12 protein-coding genes are annotated in these 17,909 nt (G+C 68.9%); 6 read left to right on the top strand and 6 right to left on the bottom strand.

From position 1 onward, the window contains the following. Positions 1–260 precede the first annotated feature (260 nt). Both POL72_RS33900 and POL72_RS33895 read left to right on the top strand, forming a co-directional pair. Positions 261–1,259 (top strand): hypothetical protein, encoded by a 999-nt coding sequence (locus tag POL72_RS33900; protein WP_272100924.1) that lies wholly within the window; start codon positions 261–263, stop codon positions 1,257–1,259. A 185-nt stretch (positions 1,260–1,444) separates the two neighbouring features. Beyond that, entirely contained in the window at positions 1,445–2,932 is a 1,488-nt protein-coding gene (locus POL72_RS33895) for a UxaA family hydrolase (RefSeq protein WP_272100923.1), read from the top strand. 236 nt (positions 2,933–3,168) lie between these two features. Here the strand turns inward: POL72_RS33895 and POL72_RS33890 are convergent, their stop codons facing one another. From POL72_RS33890 to POL72_RS33875, 4 genes are all read right to left on the bottom strand, one after another. Next, positions 3,169–4,482 carry an MFS transporter gene (locus POL72_RS33890; RefSeq protein ID WP_272100922.1) on the bottom strand — a complete coding sequence of 438 codons (1,314 nt, stop codon included), beginning with the start codon at positions 4,480–4,482 and terminating at the stop codon, positions 3,169–3,171. 31 nt (positions 4,483–4,513) lie between these two features. Then, positions 4,514–5,644: a mannitol dehydrogenase family protein gene (locus tag POL72_RS33885; protein ID WP_272100921.1), complete on the bottom strand. Its 1,131-nt coding sequence runs from the start codon at positions 5,642–5,644 to the stop codon at positions 4,514–4,516. A 169-nt stretch (positions 5,645–5,813) separates the two neighbouring features. After that, positions 5,814–6,827, bottom strand: a complete 1,014-nt coding sequence (locus tag POL72_RS33880; RefSeq protein ID WP_272100920.1) for a zinc-binding alcohol dehydrogenase family protein — start codon at positions 6,825–6,827, stop codon at positions 5,814–5,816. 195 nt (positions 6,828–7,022) lie between these two features. Further along, positions 7,023–8,054 (bottom strand): amidohydrolase family protein, encoded by a 1,032-nt coding sequence (locus tag POL72_RS33875; RefSeq protein ID WP_272100919.1) that lies wholly within the window; start codon positions 8,052–8,054, stop codon positions 7,023–7,025. Between the two features lie 1,232 nt (positions 8,055–9,286). Between POL72_RS33875 and POL72_RS33870 the strand changes: the two genes are divergently transcribed. From POL72_RS33870 to POL72_RS33855, 4 genes are all read left to right on the top strand, one after another. After that, positions 9,287–10,375 carry a sugar kinase gene (locus POL72_RS33870; RefSeq protein ID WP_272100918.1) on the top strand — a complete coding sequence of 363 codons (1,089 nt, stop codon included), beginning with the start codon at positions 9,287–9,289 and terminating at the stop codon, positions 10,373–10,375. After that, on the top strand, positions 10,372–11,043 hold the full coding sequence (locus POL72_RS33865; protein WP_272100917.1) for a bifunctional 4-hydroxy-2-oxoglutarate aldolase/2-dehydro-3-deoxy-phosphogluconate aldolase: 672 nt from the start codon (positions 10,372–10,374) through the stop codon (positions 11,041–11,043). Before POL72_RS33870 ends, POL72_RS33865 begins: the two co-directional genes overlap by 4 nt. Positions 11,044–11,189: 146 nt before the next feature. Beyond that, a complete protein-coding gene (locus POL72_RS33860; protein WP_272100916.1) occupies positions 11,190–11,822 on the top strand; it encodes a glutathione S-transferase family protein in 633 nt (210 codons plus the stop codon). Between the two features lie 789 nt (positions 11,823–12,611). Next, on the top strand, positions 12,612–13,079 hold the full coding sequence (locus POL72_RS33855) for a nuclear transport factor 2 family protein (RefSeq protein WP_272100915.1): 468 nt from the start codon (positions 12,612–12,614) through the stop codon (positions 13,077–13,079). 56 nt (positions 13,080–13,135) lie between these two features. Here the strand turns inward: POL72_RS33855 and POL72_RS51390 are convergent, their stop codons facing one another. Together POL72_RS51390 and POL72_RS33845 are read right to left on the bottom strand one after the other, a co-directional pair. Further along, complete coding sequence (locus tag POL72_RS51390) at positions 13,136–17,326, bottom strand: ATP-binding protein (protein ID WP_373372273.1); 4,191 nt, start codon at positions 17,324–17,326, stop codon at positions 13,136–13,138. 137 nt (positions 17,327–17,463) lie between these two features. Next, a complete protein-coding gene (locus tag POL72_RS33845) occupies positions 17,464–17,862 on the bottom strand; it encodes a YybH family protein (RefSeq protein WP_148313982.1) in 399 nt (132 codons plus the stop codon). Between the last annotated feature and the right edge of the window lie 47 nt (positions 17,863–17,909).

Raw genomic sequence — 17,909 nt, 5'->3', positions numbered from 1 at the left:
GCCCTCGTGCATGGCGAAATTTCAAATTCATCGAGAAAAAGCACGGCGCCCGCGCTTGTGGTCATTGAGTCCACGCTGCTCTCACGACCCAACTGCGGGAACTGCCCTGGGCTGACAGAACATCCTTATCGAGCGCTCTGCGCGCGCCGAGGGGGTCTTGACATCACCCCCATGACAAACGTATCAAGGTTGGTCCGCTTGCTTGGCTCTCGGAGAGCCGGAGGTCCACCATGCATCGTGTTCACGCTGTGAGCCTTACCTTGGCCCTCATTGCATTCCACGTGGGCTGCAATTCAACCTCCTCGGACTCGAGCTCCGGTGGAGGCGACGGAAGCGGTGGCGCGACCAGCACCGGTACGACCGGCAGCGGCGGGGCTGGCGGCGACGGCGGGGGCCTCACGAGCAGCTCGTCGAGCGGCGGCGGGCAAACCGGCTCGGGCGGCGCCGGGCAAACCGGCTCGGGCGGCGCCGGGCAAACCGGCTCGGGCGGCGGCGGGCAAACGGGCTCGGGCGGTGACGGGCAAGCCGGCTCGGGCGGCGGCGAGACCTCCCTGACGGGCTGCGCGTCCGGCAGGTACATCCTCTGCGAAGATTTCGAGGACACCGACGTGGGCGGCGTTCCGCAGGGCTGGACCAAGCATGGTGAGCCGGTCGCGGTCGCCGACGATCAGGCCGCGCACGGCAAGCACGCGCTGAAGATGGGCCCCGTCGCGAACGGGGAGCGGCGCATCTATCACGACGCTTCTCAGCTCGGGAGCGGGCACTGGGGCCGTATCCGCTACCGGGTGCAGCGGCCGGTGCCTGACGCGTTCGTCCATTCGACGCTCGTTGCGCTGTACGGCAACGGCCCCACGACGGGCGCCCAGGAGGTCCGCGTCGTGGACACGGTGAAGGAAGACAAGGACGGCTGGGACAATGACGGCAACGGGTCGCACATCCAGTACCTCTACAACGTGCAGCCCGCGGGGGCGGAGTTCGGCAAGGGGAGCGCGTACCGCTGGTACTATGAGGACCAGTGGCACTGCGTCGAGTGGCACATCGACGGTCCAACGCAGCGCTACGACTTCTACCTGGACGGCGAGCTCCTCGACCAGATCAGCATCGCGAACGGGCCGGGCAACTACTCGGGCTCGGAGATCCCGGACGCGTTCAGCGAGGTCCGGGTCGGGTGGAACAACTACCAGAGCGCGCCGCCGGGGTTCACCGCGTGGATCGATGACGTCGCGCTGGACGACGAGCGGATCGGCTGCGAGGAGTGAAGTCCTGCTCGTAGATCGCGCCGAGGATCCGCGCTACTGCGCGTATATCCCTGTCGGTCCCCTTCGGGATGTGGACCCGCCGCACGGGCGGCGCGCGGTACGTGCCGGGCTCCGCGCGTTCGAGCAGCGACCTGAGGTTGCCCTCCAACTTGCCGCGCCAAACGACGCCGGTTACCATCGATGAAATGAGCGTGGCAGCCTCCCTGTTGCAGATCGATCCCCGAGATGATGTGGCCGTCGCCGTGCGCGGCCTGGCCGCCGGCGATTCGGTGGCCGACGCGATCACCGCCCGCGTCGACATCCCGGCCGGACACAAGGTGGCGCTGCGCGCGATGGCCGCTGGCGAGCTGGTGCGGAAGTACGGCTGGCCAATCGGGCGGGCGACAGTGGACATAAAGCCGGGCGATCACGTGCACACGCACAACCTGGCCACCGCGCTCTCCGGCCTCGACACCTACACCTACGAGCCCACGACCCCTGATCCCCTTCCCGCCACCGAAGACCGCACCTTCATGGGCTACCGGCGGAAGGACGGGCGGGTGGGGACCCGCAACGAGATCTGGATCCTATCGACGGTGGGCTGCGTCGCGCGCACCGCCCAGAAGGTGGCCGCCGAGGCGGACAGACGCTTCAAGGGCCGGGTGGACGGAGTCTACGCCCTCACCCACCCCTTCGGTTGCTCCCAGCTGGGGGGCGACCTCGATGCCACCCGCCGGATGACCGTTGCCCTGGCCGGCCACCCGAACGCGGGCGGAGTGCTGATCATCGGCCTGGGCTGCGAGAACAACCAGCTCGGCCCGCTCCTCGAGAGCGCCCCGCACCTCGATCCCGATCGCCTGCGGTCCTTCACCGCCCAGACGGCCGAGGACGAGCTCGAGGCGGGCCTCGAGGCCGTCGAGGAACTGGTGAGGATCGTCGAGCGGGACCGCCGCGAGCCCTGCCCCGTCTCCGACCTGGTGATCGGCCTCAAGTGCGGCGGCTCGGACGGCTTCTCGGGGCTGACCGCCAACCCGCTTGTGGGTCGCATCGCCGACAAGGTCTGCGCCGCCGGTGGCTCGGCCATCCTGACCGAGATCCCGGAGATCTTCGGCGCCGAGCGCCTGCTCATGACCCGCGCCGAGAGCGAGGCGGTCTATGAGGGCATCGTCGGCGTGGTGAACAACTTCAAGAGCTACTTCATCGCCCACGGCGAGCCGGTGTCGGAGAACCCCTCGCCCGGCAACATCGCCGGCGGCATCACGACGCTGGAGGAAAAGTCCCTGGGCGCGGTGCAGAAGGCCGGCCGCGCCCCGGTGACCGAGGTGGTCCACTACGGCGGGCAGATCCGCGGCACGCCTGGCGTGGCTCTGCTGGAGGCCCCCGGCAACGACGCGGTCTCGTCCACAGCGCTCGCAGCCGCCGGCGCGACGGTCATCCTCTTCACCACCGGCCGGGGCACGCCCCTCGGTTTCCCCGCGCCGACCCTCAAGCTCGCCACCAACTCCAGCCTGGCCCAGCGCAAGCAGCGCTGGATCGACTTCGACGCCGGCCGCATCGCCTCGGGCGAATCCATGGACGCGGCCGCCGACGCCCTGATGGACCTGGTGTTGGCCACCGCCTCCGGCCGTCCAACCCGCGCCGAGGAGAACGGCGAGCGCGAGATCGCACTTTGGAAGCGGGGCGTCACCCTTTGAGCCTACGACGCCTGTCGGAGGCCAGGCTCGGCCTCGTTCCGCCGCACGTCGAACGGCCCGCCTAGAAAACCGATCAGCTTGAAAACCAGAGGAATGAGCCGCCAAGACGCCAAGAGGCGCCAAGAAAACAAGAAAACCTTGGCGTCTTTTGGCGTCTCGATTTCTCGCTGTCTGCGTGCGGATTCAACCCGCTTGTCGCTCTAGCCTCCTCCGGTTACCGAACCGGATGGACGACCTCATCCTGCGCTCGTAGGCGAGCTATCTCGGTCAATATCCAGGCTGGGGTACCTCGCGGCGATCGGCGCCGACCTGACCTGGAGCGGCTCGATCTTGCCGACGATGACGAGGTAGCTGAACGCGCCGAGCAGGCAGAAGCCGCCCGCCACGACGAGCGGGATCGTGAACGATCCTTGGGTCAGCGAGACCATCACGCCGGTGAACGTCGTGATGACGATGCCGGCCAGGTTCGACGCAAAGTTCTGGATGCCGCTGATCGAAGCCACGTGGCGCGGCGTGGGCGCGACGTCGCCGGGAAGGGACCAGACGCTGGCGCCGGCGAACGCAAGGCTCGCGTAGGATATGCCGAAGCAGGCGAGCATCAGATAGATGTTGGAGGTCAACGCCGACAGCGTGATCGTCGACGACACCAGCATGCCGCCGACCATGCAGGTCTTGCGCGCGGCGGTGAGGCTCCAGCCACGGCGATAGAGCGCGTCGGAGACGAAGCCGCCGATCCAGCCGCCCGGAATCGCCATCAGCGCGGGGATCATGCCGAACGTGCCGAGCGACTTGAGCGAGAAGCCGCGCGTCTGCACGAGGTAGCTCGGGAACCACGTGATGAAGAAGTAATTGGTGAAATTGAGGCAGAAGAAGCCGAGCATCATGCCCCAGAGCGTGCGGTGGCGGAAGAGCGACGCCCACGTCACGCTGTTCTGCGCGTCCTCGGCGGGCGCTGCGTGGACGACGTCCTGCGCGCCCGTCATGTCGCCGTGCGCGGGGCTGCGGTAGATGACGACCCAGCCGAGGATCCACACCGCGCCGAACAGGCCCGTGATGATGAAGGCCGCCTTCCATCCGAACGAGTCGATGATGAGCGCGACGAGGGGAATCGACAGCGCCGAGCCGACGCGCGCACCGCTGTCGAAGATGCCCGTCGCGAGCGCGCGCTCGCGCGGCTTGAACCATTGGCTCACGAGCTTGGCGCAGGCCGGGTAGGCGCCGGCTTCGCCCACGCCGAGCAGCAATCGGCAGCCGAACATGGCCGCGACGCTCGATACGCCGGCGGTCGCCGCGGTGAACAGCGACCACCAGCCGACGGCGATCGGCAGCGCGATGCGCGCGCCCACACGGTCGACGAACCAGCCGAACGGCATCTGCATGAGCGCGTAGGTCCAGAAAAAGCCGCTCATGATGAACCCCATCTGGGCGGGGCCGATCCCGAGCTCCTTCTCGATCTGGGGCGCCGCGACCGCCAGATTGGCGCGATCGATGTAGTTGACGGCGACCGCGAGAAAGCACAGGAAGAGCACGACCCAACGCATCTTTCTCATCTACATGTCTCCTTTGGGCAGCCTCACATGCTCATGCGGGCACGGCCGTGCGAAGCGCCGCGTGCAGCCGGGGCTGATCGAGGTTCAGGCCGAGCTCGCGCGCGAGCTCGATCACGGGCCCGAAGCGGCGCCGCTTCTTTTCGCCATGGTTGCGCGCGATGTCGGAGAGCCGGTGATCGAGGAACGGGTTCTGGAAGCGCTGGCGCACCTCGTCGAGGTAGGCGCGCGCGGCAGCGCCCTTGCCGAGCGCGTCGAAGACGGGGACCACCTCGTCGCGCCAGAGCGCCTCGAGATCGGCGCGCAAGGCCGGATCGCGCATCGCGCGCAGCGTGTTCTCGTCCGAGGGGCGCCCGTCCAGCTGCCAGCGCTCGGCGAGGTAGGTGTGCCCGAGGTTCAGGAGCAGCAGCTTCAAGCGTTCGTAATGGAGCAGGTCGTCCGTCACGATCATCGCTTCATGCTGGCACGGCAGCACCATGCCCTCGCGCCGCTCGATCGCCCAGAGCGCGTAGGGCTCGGCGATCGCGCCGACGGGGCGGATCGGCTCGGAGACGATCCGGTCGACCAGCGAGTTCACCCAGATGCACGTGTGCTCGATGTAGCGCAGGAAGGCGGCATCGGCGCCCCATTGGCGCGCGAGGCCGGCGACGAGCGCGCGCAGCGTGTCACCGTTGTTCGAGACGAGCTCGCAAGGCAGCAGCGTGAGCGGCGCGGCGCCCGCCTCGAAGCGTGCGAGCAGCAAGGTGACGAGCTTCGCGGCGAACCCGCGCGGCACGCCCGCGCCGGGCGCGAGCAATGTCGCCGTGTCCTCGGGCAAGCAGGCGTATCCGCTGTCGCTCGTGTTCGAGATCACGACGCGCGCATCGTTCGCGAAGCGCTCGCGCACGAGCGGCCAGTCGGTGTTCGCATCGAGCGCTTCCGTGATCGAGCTGCATTCGATCGTCGTATCGACGACCTGTTCGCGGCGCAGCCCGCGGATCCGCACGGGGTAACGCCCCTGCGCGCGCAGCGCGTCGATGCGCGCGCGGCTCTCGGGGTTCGACGTGGTCTGCACCACGGTGATGGTCCCGAGCGCGCGGCCGGCGCCGAGCGCCTCCGAGATGAAAAAGTCCGCGTGAGCCTGCAGGAACCGGCTCGTGCCGAACTGAAGAATCGGATTGCCCATGTCAGTGCTCCGGCGGCTCAGCAGGCGCGTACCCATACGAGGATCCCGGTCGCGCTCGGCAACACGGTCGACCCGGGGTCGCGCTTCGAGAGCAGGTTCTTCAGCTGCAGAAACCGATGGATCGTCTTCATCCGAAATCCCTTCAGTGAAGGCGCTGAATCGCGCACGCTCACGACATGCTCACCATGATCTTGGACGTTCGACCGGGGTGGGCTGCCCAGTCGGCGAGCGCCTCTGGCGCGCCTTCGATGGGGATCGATCTCGAAATCAGGATGTTCGGGTCGAACGTGCGTCGCTCGAAGAAGGCGATCACGTCCGAGAACTCGTTCAGGCAGTTGCGCGAGCCGAGGATGTCGAGCTCCTTCATCACGAACAGCCTGGTCTCGTAGCTCACCGGCTCTTTGCCGTACCCGATGTACACGACTCGGCCGCAAAATTTCACCCAGTCCACGGCGTTGCGGTAAGTCGCGGTCGCGCCCACGGCTTCGATGACGACATCCGGCCCGTCGCCGTTCGTCAGGTCCATCACGCGTTGGCGTGCATCGGCGTCCCCGAGCACCGCCTCCCGCGCGCCGAGCGCCCTGGCGAGCGCGAACTTTTCGTCCTGCGTGTCGAGCGCGATCACGCGCGCGCCGCGGCTCACCGCGCCGGCGATGGCCCCGAGCCCCACGCCGCCACAGCCCATCACCAGCACGGTCTCGCCGGCCTCGACGCGCCCTCGCGCGGCCGCGTGAAAGCCTACCGAGAACGGCTCGACGAGCGCGAGCTCCGTGAGGTTCAGCTTCCGTGACGTGAAGAGCTTCTGGTACGGGACGGCCACGAGCTCGGTCAGCGCGCCGTCGCGCTGCACGCCCATGGTCTTGTTGTCGCGGCAGGCGTTGCGCCGTCCCGCGCGGCACGAGGGACACCCGCCGCACGCCGTGTAGGGCGTGAACGTGACGTCGGTACCGACGCGCCAGTCCGCCTCGACGCCCGAGCCGAGCTCCACGATGGTGCCGGCCACCTCGTGCCCCAGCACCCGAGGGTACGTCACCATCGGGTTCTTGCCCAAGAACGTGTTCAAGTCGGAGCCGCACAAACCGACCCGTTGCACGCGGATCAACACCTCATCGTGCGCCGGTTTGGGCTCGCGGATCTGGCTCACCTGTGCAACCGACGGACCGGTGATCGTCAGGGCTTTCATGCTGTCATTGCCTCGCTGAGCGACTTCGTTCACTCGCGGCTCTCACGGCGCGCTCCGCAGCCGGGGCCGCTTCGTCCTGCCAAAGAACAGAGCTCCATGTCGAATGGCCGAAGCCGAAGCGACGTGGCGTTGCTTTACGATCGGTGAGCGGGGCGGCGGGCGCCGCCTTCGCCGTGGCGCTCGGGACGCCGCTGTTCAGGGGTGACGCGCGTAGAACTTCTGCGCGTTCTTGTACATGACCTTGTCACGCGCTCCCTGACCAAACTCCTTGAGGTAGAGCTCGGCGACCTCGATCTCCGACGCGAGGCTGCCGCCCATGTCGACGACGGGCCAGTTGCTGCCCCAGATCAGCCGGTCTTCGCCGAAGGCCTTCATCAGCACGTCGAAGTGCGCCTTGTACGCCGCGAGGTCGGTCGGCGCCTTCCAGGGATCGTCCTCGGTGGCGGCCGGGTTGTACATGTCAAAGAACGACGAGAACTTGATGTAGATGTTCGGGTGCTTGGCCAGCCGCTGAACCGCGTCGACCCAGGCCGGATCCGGCGTCGGCCCTTTCGCGCCCGCCAGGTGGTCGATGATGATACGGAGCTTGGGCACCGCGGTCGCGAGCGCCTCGACCTTGTCCTTCGGGTTCAGGGTGCCGCGGCTGATGATGTCGAGCGTCATGCCCTTGGCCGCGAGCTCCTCCAGCGAGGCGAGCTGCTTGGCGTCGAGCGTCAGCTTCGGGCTCCAGAGGAAGCCGCGAATGCCGACCACGCGCGGGTCCGCGGCGAGGCGCGCCAGATCGGCGCTGAAGCTCGGCGAGCCGATCTCGAGCTGCGCGACGAGGAACTTGAAGAAGTCGTTGCCCTTCGTCATCTCGAGGACCTTGAAGTTGTCGTCGACGACGGGGCTGGCTTCGACGATGCCGGTGCCGATGACGCCATTCTGCTTCGCGATGGCTTCATACTCCGGGGGCAACACGTCGCGGTAGATCGGCTTCTGCTTGGCTTCCGGCCAAACGACGCCGCCCGGACGCGTGACCTGGTAGAGATGGATGTGCGTGTCGAGGATCGGACCATGCTTTTCCGCCGGCACGGCCAGCGGGGCCGCCGCTTTGCTCGTGTCGCCCGCCGTCCCGGGTGGCGTCGCGGTGGTCGCGGAAGAGGATGCACACGCCGCGAGCGGCGAGAGCGTCATCATCAGGCACAGCTTGGCGAGAGTCGTCGGAATACTCGTGAGTATTTTCATGGTGCAGTCTTTTTGGAGTCGGTGCCGAACTCGATCCCGAGAGCGAAGGTGCCGCTGCGCATGACGACCCCCTCATGACAAAGCCGAATAAGGAGGCCACAATGTGAACGTTCACATTATCGATGTCAACACCAATTCGCCCTGCGGCCAAGCTCGGACTCGGTGGCGGGCAACTCTCTTCCGGAGCGGCGCGGCAAGAGAGGCGAGCACCGGGCCGCGGTTATGTTCGATGTGGTTTCCAATTTCCAATCCGCTCGCCCCCGACTGAGGACCTATCCCAGCAGGGACCCTCTGGGCTCTGGGGAGACTTACATCGCTCTCCGGATGGGTTGCCAATGAGGAGCGCTCGATGCGCGCGGGAGCGCGTGCTCGAAGCAGCGGGTCACCTCCGACGTTCCGGTGGTCGCTGTCGCGGGTGAGCTGGGCGACTCGGTCTCAGTGGTCGCCGTCGGCCAGCACGACGGCGGGGCGGCGGCCACCCGCCCTCTCCTCGACCTGGGTCATGGGCGCCGCGGCCGACCGCCGCTGCGCACCCATCGGGATCGAGGATGGCGTCGCGCCCTTCCATTTTCGTTGACACCCGTAATGTGAACGCTCACAATTCGTCGTCGGGTGTCCTTTCGCTCTCCCCTGAGCAGGCCGCCGTGCGCGGCCCTTCGTCCCTGAGATCGGGCTCGATTTCTGCACCGACTGCGTTCGCCCGGTTGTCGTGGGCGCGAGCAACGGCGAGGTCGCGGGGGCATCGCCCGCGCTGGGTGCGAGGTCTCACCTGCGACCCGCACGCGTACCGGTCCACCGGGGATCTCAGCCGTGGGGAACGGGAAAGCAAAACGATTCAAGGAGTTCAAGGGCGAATCGCCACGCTCACCTCGGCTGACAGAAGGTTCCCTATGCGATCCGACACCAACCCTGGAAAAGCGACGCCAGAGGACTATTCGAACAATTTTCCAACATAGTCGCAGCGCAGCGCCGCACGCTGCCGGCTCGCTTGCCACGCGCACGGCGTGGGGCATCGGAGATCGTGTCGAGAGCCTTGTCGAACGGTCGACTGGTTCAACAACTCGTCCATGCATCGAAGCGGCCGCGTTCACTCCACAGCCTGCGGGGCAGAGCTCGGTCGCCTCGACATCCTCGTGAACGACGCGGGGCGGATCCGCAGGTCGTCGGCCGCCCAGCGCTCGGCCACGGGCCGGTCGTCGACGGCGGCTGGATGAGCCGTTGAGGAGAAGAAGATGCAGATTCGCAGTGCAAAAGGTTGCCAGTGGGACCAGGTGAGCCTCGGCGAGGTGATGCTGCGCCTCGACCCGGGTGAGCGCCGCGTCCACACGGCGCGGACGTTCGACGTCGGCGAAGGCGGGGGAGAGTACAACGTGGCGCGGGGGCTCCGGCGCTGCTTCGGGCTCCGCACCGCCATCGTCACGGCGCTCGCGGACAACGCCGTCGGGCGCCTCATCGAGGACCTGATGCTCCAGGGCGGGGTCGACACGTCCTTCCTGCGCTGGGTCGACTACGACGGCGTGGGCCGGGACGTGCGCAACGGCCTCAACTTCACCGAGCGCGGGTTCGGGCCCCGCGCCGCCGCCGGCTGCTCGGACCGCGGCCACAGCGCGGCGTCCAAGCTCAGGCCCGGGGACGTGCCGTGGGAGACCCTCTTCGGCGAGCGCGGCGCGCGCTGGTTGCACACAGGCGGCATCTTCTGCGCTCTCTCGGAGACCACGGCCGACGTGGCGCACGAGGCCATGGAGGTCGCGCGCGCGCATGACGTACGGATCTCCTACGACCTCAACTACCGACCCTCGCTGTGGAAGAACTTCGGCGGCCAGCGGCGGGCGCGCGAGGTCAATCGCGCCCTCATGCCGTACGTCGACTGCGTGTTCGGCAACGAGGAGGACTTCGTCGCGGGCCTCGGCTTCGAGGTGTCCGGCGTGGACAGCAGCTACAGCCAGCTCGACACGAACGGCTTCCGCCGGATGATCTCCGAGGTCGTCGCGGCGTATCCCAACATCTCGGTCGTCGCCACGAGCCTCCGGACCGCCAAGACCGCCAGCGTGAACGGCTGGGGTGGTATCCTGTACTACAAGGGCGAGCTCCACGAGGTCCCGCAGCGAGACATCGAGATCCTGGACCGCGTGGGCGGCGGCGACTCGTTCGCTTCGGGGATCATCTATGGCCTCTTGACCGAGCAGAGCCCGCGCTGGGCGCTCGAGTGCGGCGTCGCGCACGGCGCGCTGGCGATGTCGACCCCGGGGGACACCTCGATGGCGTCGCTCGCCGAGGTGCGGAGGGCCATGAGCGGGGCCGGCGCGAGGATCGAGCGATGAACAGGGAGCAAGTCGTCCGCCGCGTCGAGGAGATCGGCGTCGTCCCCGTCGTGCGCGCGCCGCGCGGAGAGCTCGCCGTGCGGGCCGCTCGCGCGCTGTGCGCGGGGGGCATCGAGGTCATCGAGATCACGATGACCGTCCCCGACGCCCTGTCCGTCATGCGCGAGATCGCCTCGCGGATGGGGGACCACGTCCTCGTCGGCGCGGGCACCGTGCTCACCGCGGACGCGGCCCGCCGGTGCATCGAGGCCGGCGCCGAGTTCATCGTGAGCCCGGGGCTCGACCTGGAGGTCATCCGCGCGGCGCACGATCTCGGGAAGGCGGTATTCCCGGGGGCGCTCACGCCGACCGAGGTGATCACCGCGTGGAACGCCGGCGCCGACACGGTGAAGCTGTTCCCGTGCTCCGCCATGGGGGGCGCGAAGTACCTGCGCGCCCTGCGCGCGCCGCTCCCGGAGGTGAAGATGATGCCGACCGGCGGGGTCAACCTGACGACAGCCAGGGATTTCATCGAGGCCGGCGCCGTGGCGCTCGGGGTCGGCGGCGAGCTCGTGGACGCCGCGGCGCTCGCGGCGGGCAGGGACGAGGTCCTCACGGAGCGCGCGCGTGAGTTCATGTCCGTGGTCGGCGCCGCGCGTGCAGAGCTCAAGAAGGGCGCGCGGGCGTAGAGAACAGCTCCGGCGGGCAGCGCTCAGGAGCTCTCCTCGATGGAGCTGCCCGCCGCGACATGGAGTCGCCGGGGCCCTCGACGCGGCCGGCCAGGGTGTGCACGGCCTGGTAGCCGCGCGGGGCAGGCTCGGTTAAACGAGCCGCCATGATCCTGATTGGCCAGTACGACTCTCCCTTCGTGCGCCGCGTCGCCGTGGCGCTCCAGCATTACGGGCTCGCGTACGAGCACCGCCCGTGGTCGGTGTGGGCCGACGCGGAGTCCATCGCGAGGTACAACCCGCTTCGGCGGGTCCCCGTGCTCGTGACGGACGGCGGGGAGCCGCTCGTGGAGAGCGCGGCGATCCTCGACGCCCTCGACGACCTTGTGGGGCCCGAGCGCGCGCTCCTGCCGCGCTCGGGCGAGGCGCGCCGCGCAGGGCTGCGGGTCTGTGCGCTCGCCACGGGGCTCGCGGACAAGGCGGTGAGCCTGCTCTACGAGCACGTGCTGCGCACAGGCGATCGCCGGAGCCCTGTCTGGGTGGAGCGCTGCACCGCGCAGATCGGCGAGACGCTCGACCTGCTGGAGCGGGAGCGCGCCGCCCGGAGCGGCGACACCTGGTGGCTGGGCGACTTCAGCCACGCCGACATCGCGGTCGCCTGCGCGCTGCGCTTCGTCGGCGAGGCGCACCCGGCCCTCACCGACGCCGCGAAGCGGCCGGCGCTGGCCGCGCACGCGGCGCGCTGCGAGGCGCTCCCGGTATTCGCGGCGGTGGTACAGCCGCTCCACGTGGCCGTGTAGCGCCGCGTGCCAGGAATCCCGCCAGGATTTCTGCGACAGCGAGAAGGGGCCGGAAGATAGCTCGGCATTTCCAACACTTTCCGTCTGTCTTTCCGCCGAGCGGGGCTCGGCCGTGGCCCAACGCGGCGGTCGCGGTGGAGCGCGCCGATCTCCCGCTGTTCTGCGCGGCGGTCTGCGGCGTCGGTCTGCAAGGCGCGTTCGTGCAGCAGTATCGCTTCGCGATCCTCGAGGGGCAGCCGAGCAGCAAGGGCGCCGGGCCTGCTGACCATGATCCAGCTCGCCAGCGCCGCTGGCATCGTCCCCGGCATCTCGCTCTTCGGCCTGCTGGAGGGGCGGACGTCCAGGTACATGCCCGCTGCCCTGCTGATGCTCGCGGCGCTCCAGCTCATGGCGGCGCTCTCGTTCGCGGCGTACGGGCCGCAGGAGGCGCGCGCCGCCGAGGCCTCCGCCGCGCCGGACGCGCGCGCCCGCGCGCTGTACTTACCTGCCCTCGCTCTCGGTCGGCGCCCTCCTGAAGCGGATGTCGATCGCGCAGCTGCAGGGCGTGGGGCTGCTGTTCCTGCTCGTGGGGTTTCTGGTCAGCTGGGTTCCGGGGTTCGAGGGGGCACCTGGTCGGCTGGCGCTGGTCGGGGTCGTGTGGTGTTACGTGTTCGTGACCGCGACGACCCTTGTCGCGCGCAGCCGCCCGGGCTCCGAGCGCTTTCGCGCGCAGGGCGTCGCGCGTCGCCTCCGGGGTGCTGTATGCTCGGCCGAGATCAGGCTCGGATCGGTACGGGAGCAGCGGAGCGCATGGAGTCCTCGGAGAGAAAGCCGGCAAGTCCAGAAGACTCGGTTCGCCAGATGCTCGTCGAGTTCGCGCGCGCCTTCGAGCGAGGCGACGTGGACGCGTTATGCGACATGTTCGTACGTGACGATGCCCTGATCTTCTACGGCACACACGACAAGCTGCACTTCACGCGCTGGGCCGAGGTCGAGGCCTCGTTCCGGCGGCAGAGCGAGATCCTGAAGGACCTCGTGTGCAGGATCACCGGCGATGTCCAGGTGCGTCTGCTGGCCGGGGGAGCGGCCGCCTGCGCCGGGACGGCCGGCTTCGGTATCCACGCCACCATGGGCGGCGTGCGCTTCGACCTGCCCGCGCTCCGACTGACCTGCACGGTGGAGCGCCACGGGGATCACTGGCGGTTCGTGCAGCTCCACCTCTCCGTGTCGGACAGGCCGTTCCTCGACAGCGTGGGCCACGTGCTCGAGAGCGCCTGAGAGCGCCTGAACGCCGCGCCGCCACACCACGCCGGTGCGGCGGCGCGGCCCGCGCCTCACGTGGGGACGTCGCTCGACTCCGCCAGATCCCGGAGCGCCCTCTCGCTCCGGCGCAGCGCCTCCTCGGTCCGCTGGACCTTCAGCGCCTCCTGCTCCAGCTCGCCGCGGAGCACGGTGTTCTGCAGCGACAGCGCGGCCAGGAACTCGAGGAGCGGCAGCCGGCGCAGGATGAACGCGCCGTGGACCAGCCGGTTCTCCAGGTAGAGGAGGCCGCCCACCTCGCCGGGGTTCTTCATGAGCGGCATGCACAGCACCGACTTCGGCCGCTCGCGCACGAGGTACTCGTCCCCGGCGAAGGCGCCGCTCGCCCCGACGTCGCTGAGCACCACCCGCTCCCGCGTCCGCTCGACATAGTTGACGATCGACGCCGGGACGCGGGTCGCGAGCGGCGCCGTGCTCCGCTCGTACACGCGGATGCTGATGCCGTCGCGGTCCACCACGGCCTCGGCGGCGAGCCGCAGGCCGTCCCCGGTGAGCAGGAGACAGCACCGCTCCGCCCCCTCGTGCTCGACGACGAGCCGCATGAGCGACTCCATCATCTCCTTCGGCGTCATGTCGCTCGAGAGCGACCGCGAGACCTTCACCGCGGTCTGCGCGTCGATGGCCTCCGCTGCCATCGTCATGACGCCGCTGCTCGTCGCGCGGCGCTGCTCCTGGTTCAGGACGAGCGCATACCGCTGCTCGAGCTGCCTCACCTTCTCGCTCGCGCCCCAGCGCGAGTACGACGCCACCGCCTCCCGCAGGTAGAGCCCCGGCAGGCCGCTGTAGCCGCGATCCAGGTAGAACCGGGCGGCGAGCTCGCTCGCGAGCGCCTCCTGGTGGATGAACCGGGACTCGCGGAAGGCCACGATCGCCTTATCGTAGAGCGCCGCGGCCTCGTCGTGCCTGCCGTCGACGCGCGCGCGCTCCGCCGCTACGAGCGCGTGTTTGCCGGCGAAGTTGTCGGGGCAACTCTCGGCCCAGACGCGCAGCTGCTCCTCGTGGCCGGCGAGCGACCGCCGGAGCCCGGCCTGCTCCTCGGCCGGGGCCCCGGAGAAGCGGGCCGCCCGGGCGAGGGCGCCGAAGTAGTGGTACTCGGCCGAGAACAACATCCCGTTGCCCCCCGAGATGTTGCGCTCCGCCTTCTCCGCGGCCAGGGCCGCCTCGTCGGGGTTGGAGGCCAGGAGGTGCTGCGCGGTCTTCATCACGTAATGGACGAGCCGCACGCTCGGGAAGCTCTCCTTCTCGAGGCGGTCCTCGAACGCCTGCTCGTCGAAGTCGTCCGCGCTCATCGTGCCGAGGTGGCGCGTGGCGCCCCTCATCGCCTGGACCAGGCGCAGCATGCTCGTCACGGCGTCCGCGGCGAACGTGATCTTCGCCTTCGTCGCGTAGTCGAGCGCGCTCACCGCGACCTTGTACGCCTCCTCGATCGGGTCGCCCCGCACGATCACGTTCAGGGTGAGCTGGATGTTGCTGAAGCTCCCCCACGTCAGGTTCCCGACCTCGTTCGCGGCCTGGATGCTCACGCGCTGGCAGGCGATCCCGGTGTCGATGTGGCGCGTCCAGACCGAGATCAGACAGCCATAGAGGTTGGCCACCTCGGGCTTGTAGACGAGCGCGTTCATCTTCTCGGTCAGCTCGTAGCCCACCCTGCCGATCCGGTCGCCGTCCTGGTACGCGCCGAGCTTCTGGCAGAGCGCCTTGCCGAGGCACGTGTACCCGATGCCGGTCGGCTCCGCGTTGCCGTGGAGCAGGCTGAGCCGGACCATCTGGCAGACCAGGAGGTCGTTGAGGTTCGGATCGGTGTAGAAGGTCGAGGCGTACATCACGGCCATCACGCCCATCGCCGCGAGCATCGGCGGCGCCGTCATCCTCGGCTGGCCGAGGATCTCGTCGGCCGTGCGATCGCGGAGCGCGTCGCGCAGCGCCGTGATCTCCGCGACAACCTCCTCGTCGGCCGGCTGCCTCCCGAGCTTGATGCCGAGCAGCGCGAGGCACTCCAGCCCGACGCCGATGCACGCGTCGTGCTCGGACCGGGCCATGTGGTTCTGCATCAGGACGCGGTAGGCCGCCGCCTTGTCGAGCTGCGTGCGCGCGCGCTCGAGGAGCACCGAGCAGAGGTCGATGGACCGATCGAACTCCCCGTTCACGCACGCGCTCTCGGCGAGATCGAGGTGCAGCGCGAAGGCGAGCAGATCGTCGGCTCCCGCCCAGTCGTCCTCCCCGATCAGCGCGCAGCCCGCGGCGAAGTAGGCCACCGCGGAGCCGTAGGCCCCGGAGGCCCTCGCCTTCCTGCCGGCGCGGAGGTTCAGCTCGGCCGTCCTGCGCCGCTCGCCCGGATCGGTGATGAAGGAGGCGCCGATGTTCAGCTGGTTCGTGATCTCGAACAGCCGGTCCTCCAGCGCCTCCTCCGGCGTCTGGACGAGCAGCAGGCGCCCGATGCGCAGGTGCGTCGAGGCGTGGTTGCCCTCGCGGATGAGCAGGTACGCGGCCTGCTGCACGCGGTCGTGGAGGAACTTGTACGTGCTGCCTCGGCGCGCCACGAGCCCCTCGCGGATGGCCGGGGAGATGGCGGCGTGCGTCGTCTCGGTCGACTCGCCGTACATGGCCGAGAGGACCTCGGCGTCGAAGCGGGCGCCGAGGCACGCGGCGAGGGAGAGGACCCGCTGCGTCTCGCCGTCCAGCCGCCTGAGGCGGCCCAGCACCAGGTCGACGACGTTGTCGGTCAGGTTCTGCGCGGCGATGGCCTCGATGTTCCAGCACCAGACGGCGCTCACGGGATCGACCCAGACCAGCTTCTGGCGATAGAGCTCCGTCAGGAACTGGCCCACGAAGAACGGGTTGCCGCCCGTCCTCTGGACGAGGAGCCTGGTGAGCTGAGCCCCCAGCTCGTCCTCGCAGCGGAAGGTGTCCATGACGAGCTCGAGGACGTTCTCGTGCGGGAGCGGGTCGAGGCTGAGCGTCGAGACGCGCGCGCCCGTGGCGTGGATCTGCCGGAGCACCTCCATGAGCGGGTGCGACGGGGTCACCTCGTTGTCGCGGTACGCCCCGATCACGAGCAGGTGCCGCTTCTCGGGCGCCGCGACGACGTCGCGGATGAGCCTCAGGCTGGCGGGATCTGCCCACTGCAGGTCGTCCACGAACAGCACGAGCGGGTGCCGCTTGCGCGCGACCACGCCGAGGAACGCATGGAACACGCGGACGAAGCGGCTGCGCGCCTCGTTCGGCGCGAGCGGCGGCACCGGCGGCTGCTCGCCGAGGATCAGCGAGAGCTGCGGGATGATGTCGATGATGACCCGCCCCTCCTCGCCGAGCGCGTCGCTCAACCGGTGCTTCCACCCCGCGAGCGACTGCGGGCTCTCCGTCAGGATCTGCCGGACGAGCTCCCCGAACGCCTGGGCGATCGTGCGGTAGGGGATGTCGCGCTGGAGCTGATCGAACTTCCCGGAGATGAACGCCCCGCGCTCGCGGACGATGGGCGCCTGCACCTCCTTCACGAGCGAGGTCTTCCCGACGCCCGAGTACCCGGCGACGAGCACGAGCTCGGCCGTGCCCGTGGCGACCACACGCTCGAACGCCTCGAGCAGGATCGCGCGCTCGCGCCTCCTGCCGTAGATCTTCGTCGGGAGCTGCAGCCGGTCCGGGATGTCGGCCGTCCCGAGCGGGAACGAGTCGATCATCCCGAGCTCCTCCAGCTCGGTCTGGCACATGAGGAGATCCGACCAGAGCCCGCGGGCGGTCTGATAACGCTCCTCCGGAGACTTCGCGAGGAGCTTCATCACGATCTCGGAGACGATCCGGGGCACGTCATGCACCAGCTCCGCGAGCGGCACAGGGGCCCTCGCGATGTGGGCGTGCGCCCACGCGGGCGCGTCCTCGGCGTCGAGCGGCAGCTTGCCGGAGAGCAGCTCGTACAGCGTGACGCCGAGCGAGTAGAAATCGGCGCGCTCGTCGATCGGCCAGTCGACGCGGCCCGTCCGCTCCGGCGCGATGTAGGGCAGCGACTCCGGGTTGATCTTCGTCTCGTCGGAGAGGCCGAGATCGCCGCGCACCACGGCCAGCCCACCGTCGAGCGACACCTCCCCGCTCTCCGGGTGCACGGAGAGGTTCGCGGGGCGGATGTCCAGGTGAAGGGTGCCTGACTTATGAAGTTTCGACAGCGCAGATGCGATCTGCACCGCGTGCGTGAGGAACCGGCGAAGATCCATGAGAGCCCTGGTGATCGTCGATAGGACAATCCTGAGTGTACGGTACTCGAAGCAGGATCCCTGTCAACGTTTCCTCCGGCCTCGCCGGCGAGGCGCCGGCCGCCGGAGCGCTTCGACCCGCTCGGCGCGGACGTCGATCACGACGCGTCAGGGATCCTCGTCGTGTGGTGCACGAGGGCTTTCCATTCACCGCCCTTGAGCTCCCAGACCGCGGTGAAGGCGATGGTGTTATCGAGCTTGACACCGCCCTTGAGCTCGGCGCGCGAGCGGTAGACGCCGCTCACGATAGCGACGTCCCCGCCGACGATACGCACGTCGCACTGCCGGAGCTCCTGCGTGTACGTCAACATGCTGTCGACGAGCTTCAGGTACTCGTCCTTGCCGCGCTGCACTCCGTTGTAATCGACGTACCGCCAGCCTTCGGCCAGGTGGCGATCGAGGAAGCCGTAGTCCTTGACGGCCCCCACCGCCTTCGTCCACGCCTTGAGGAGCGCGACGTGCTCCTCTCTCGCCTGCTCCGCGGTGATCTTCGACATTCTCCACCTCCGCCGCGCGCCCTGGCCGCACTCGAGCCCGCGCGACC

The sequence above is a fragment of the Sorangium aterium genome, assembly GCF_028368935.1.
GTDB classification, from domain to species: Bacteria; Myxococcota_A; Polyangia; order Polyangiales; family Polyangiaceae; genus Sorangium; species Sorangium atrum.
Note: the sequence above shows the minus strand (reverse complement) of the source record. Positions and strands in the feature narration are given on the sequence as shown.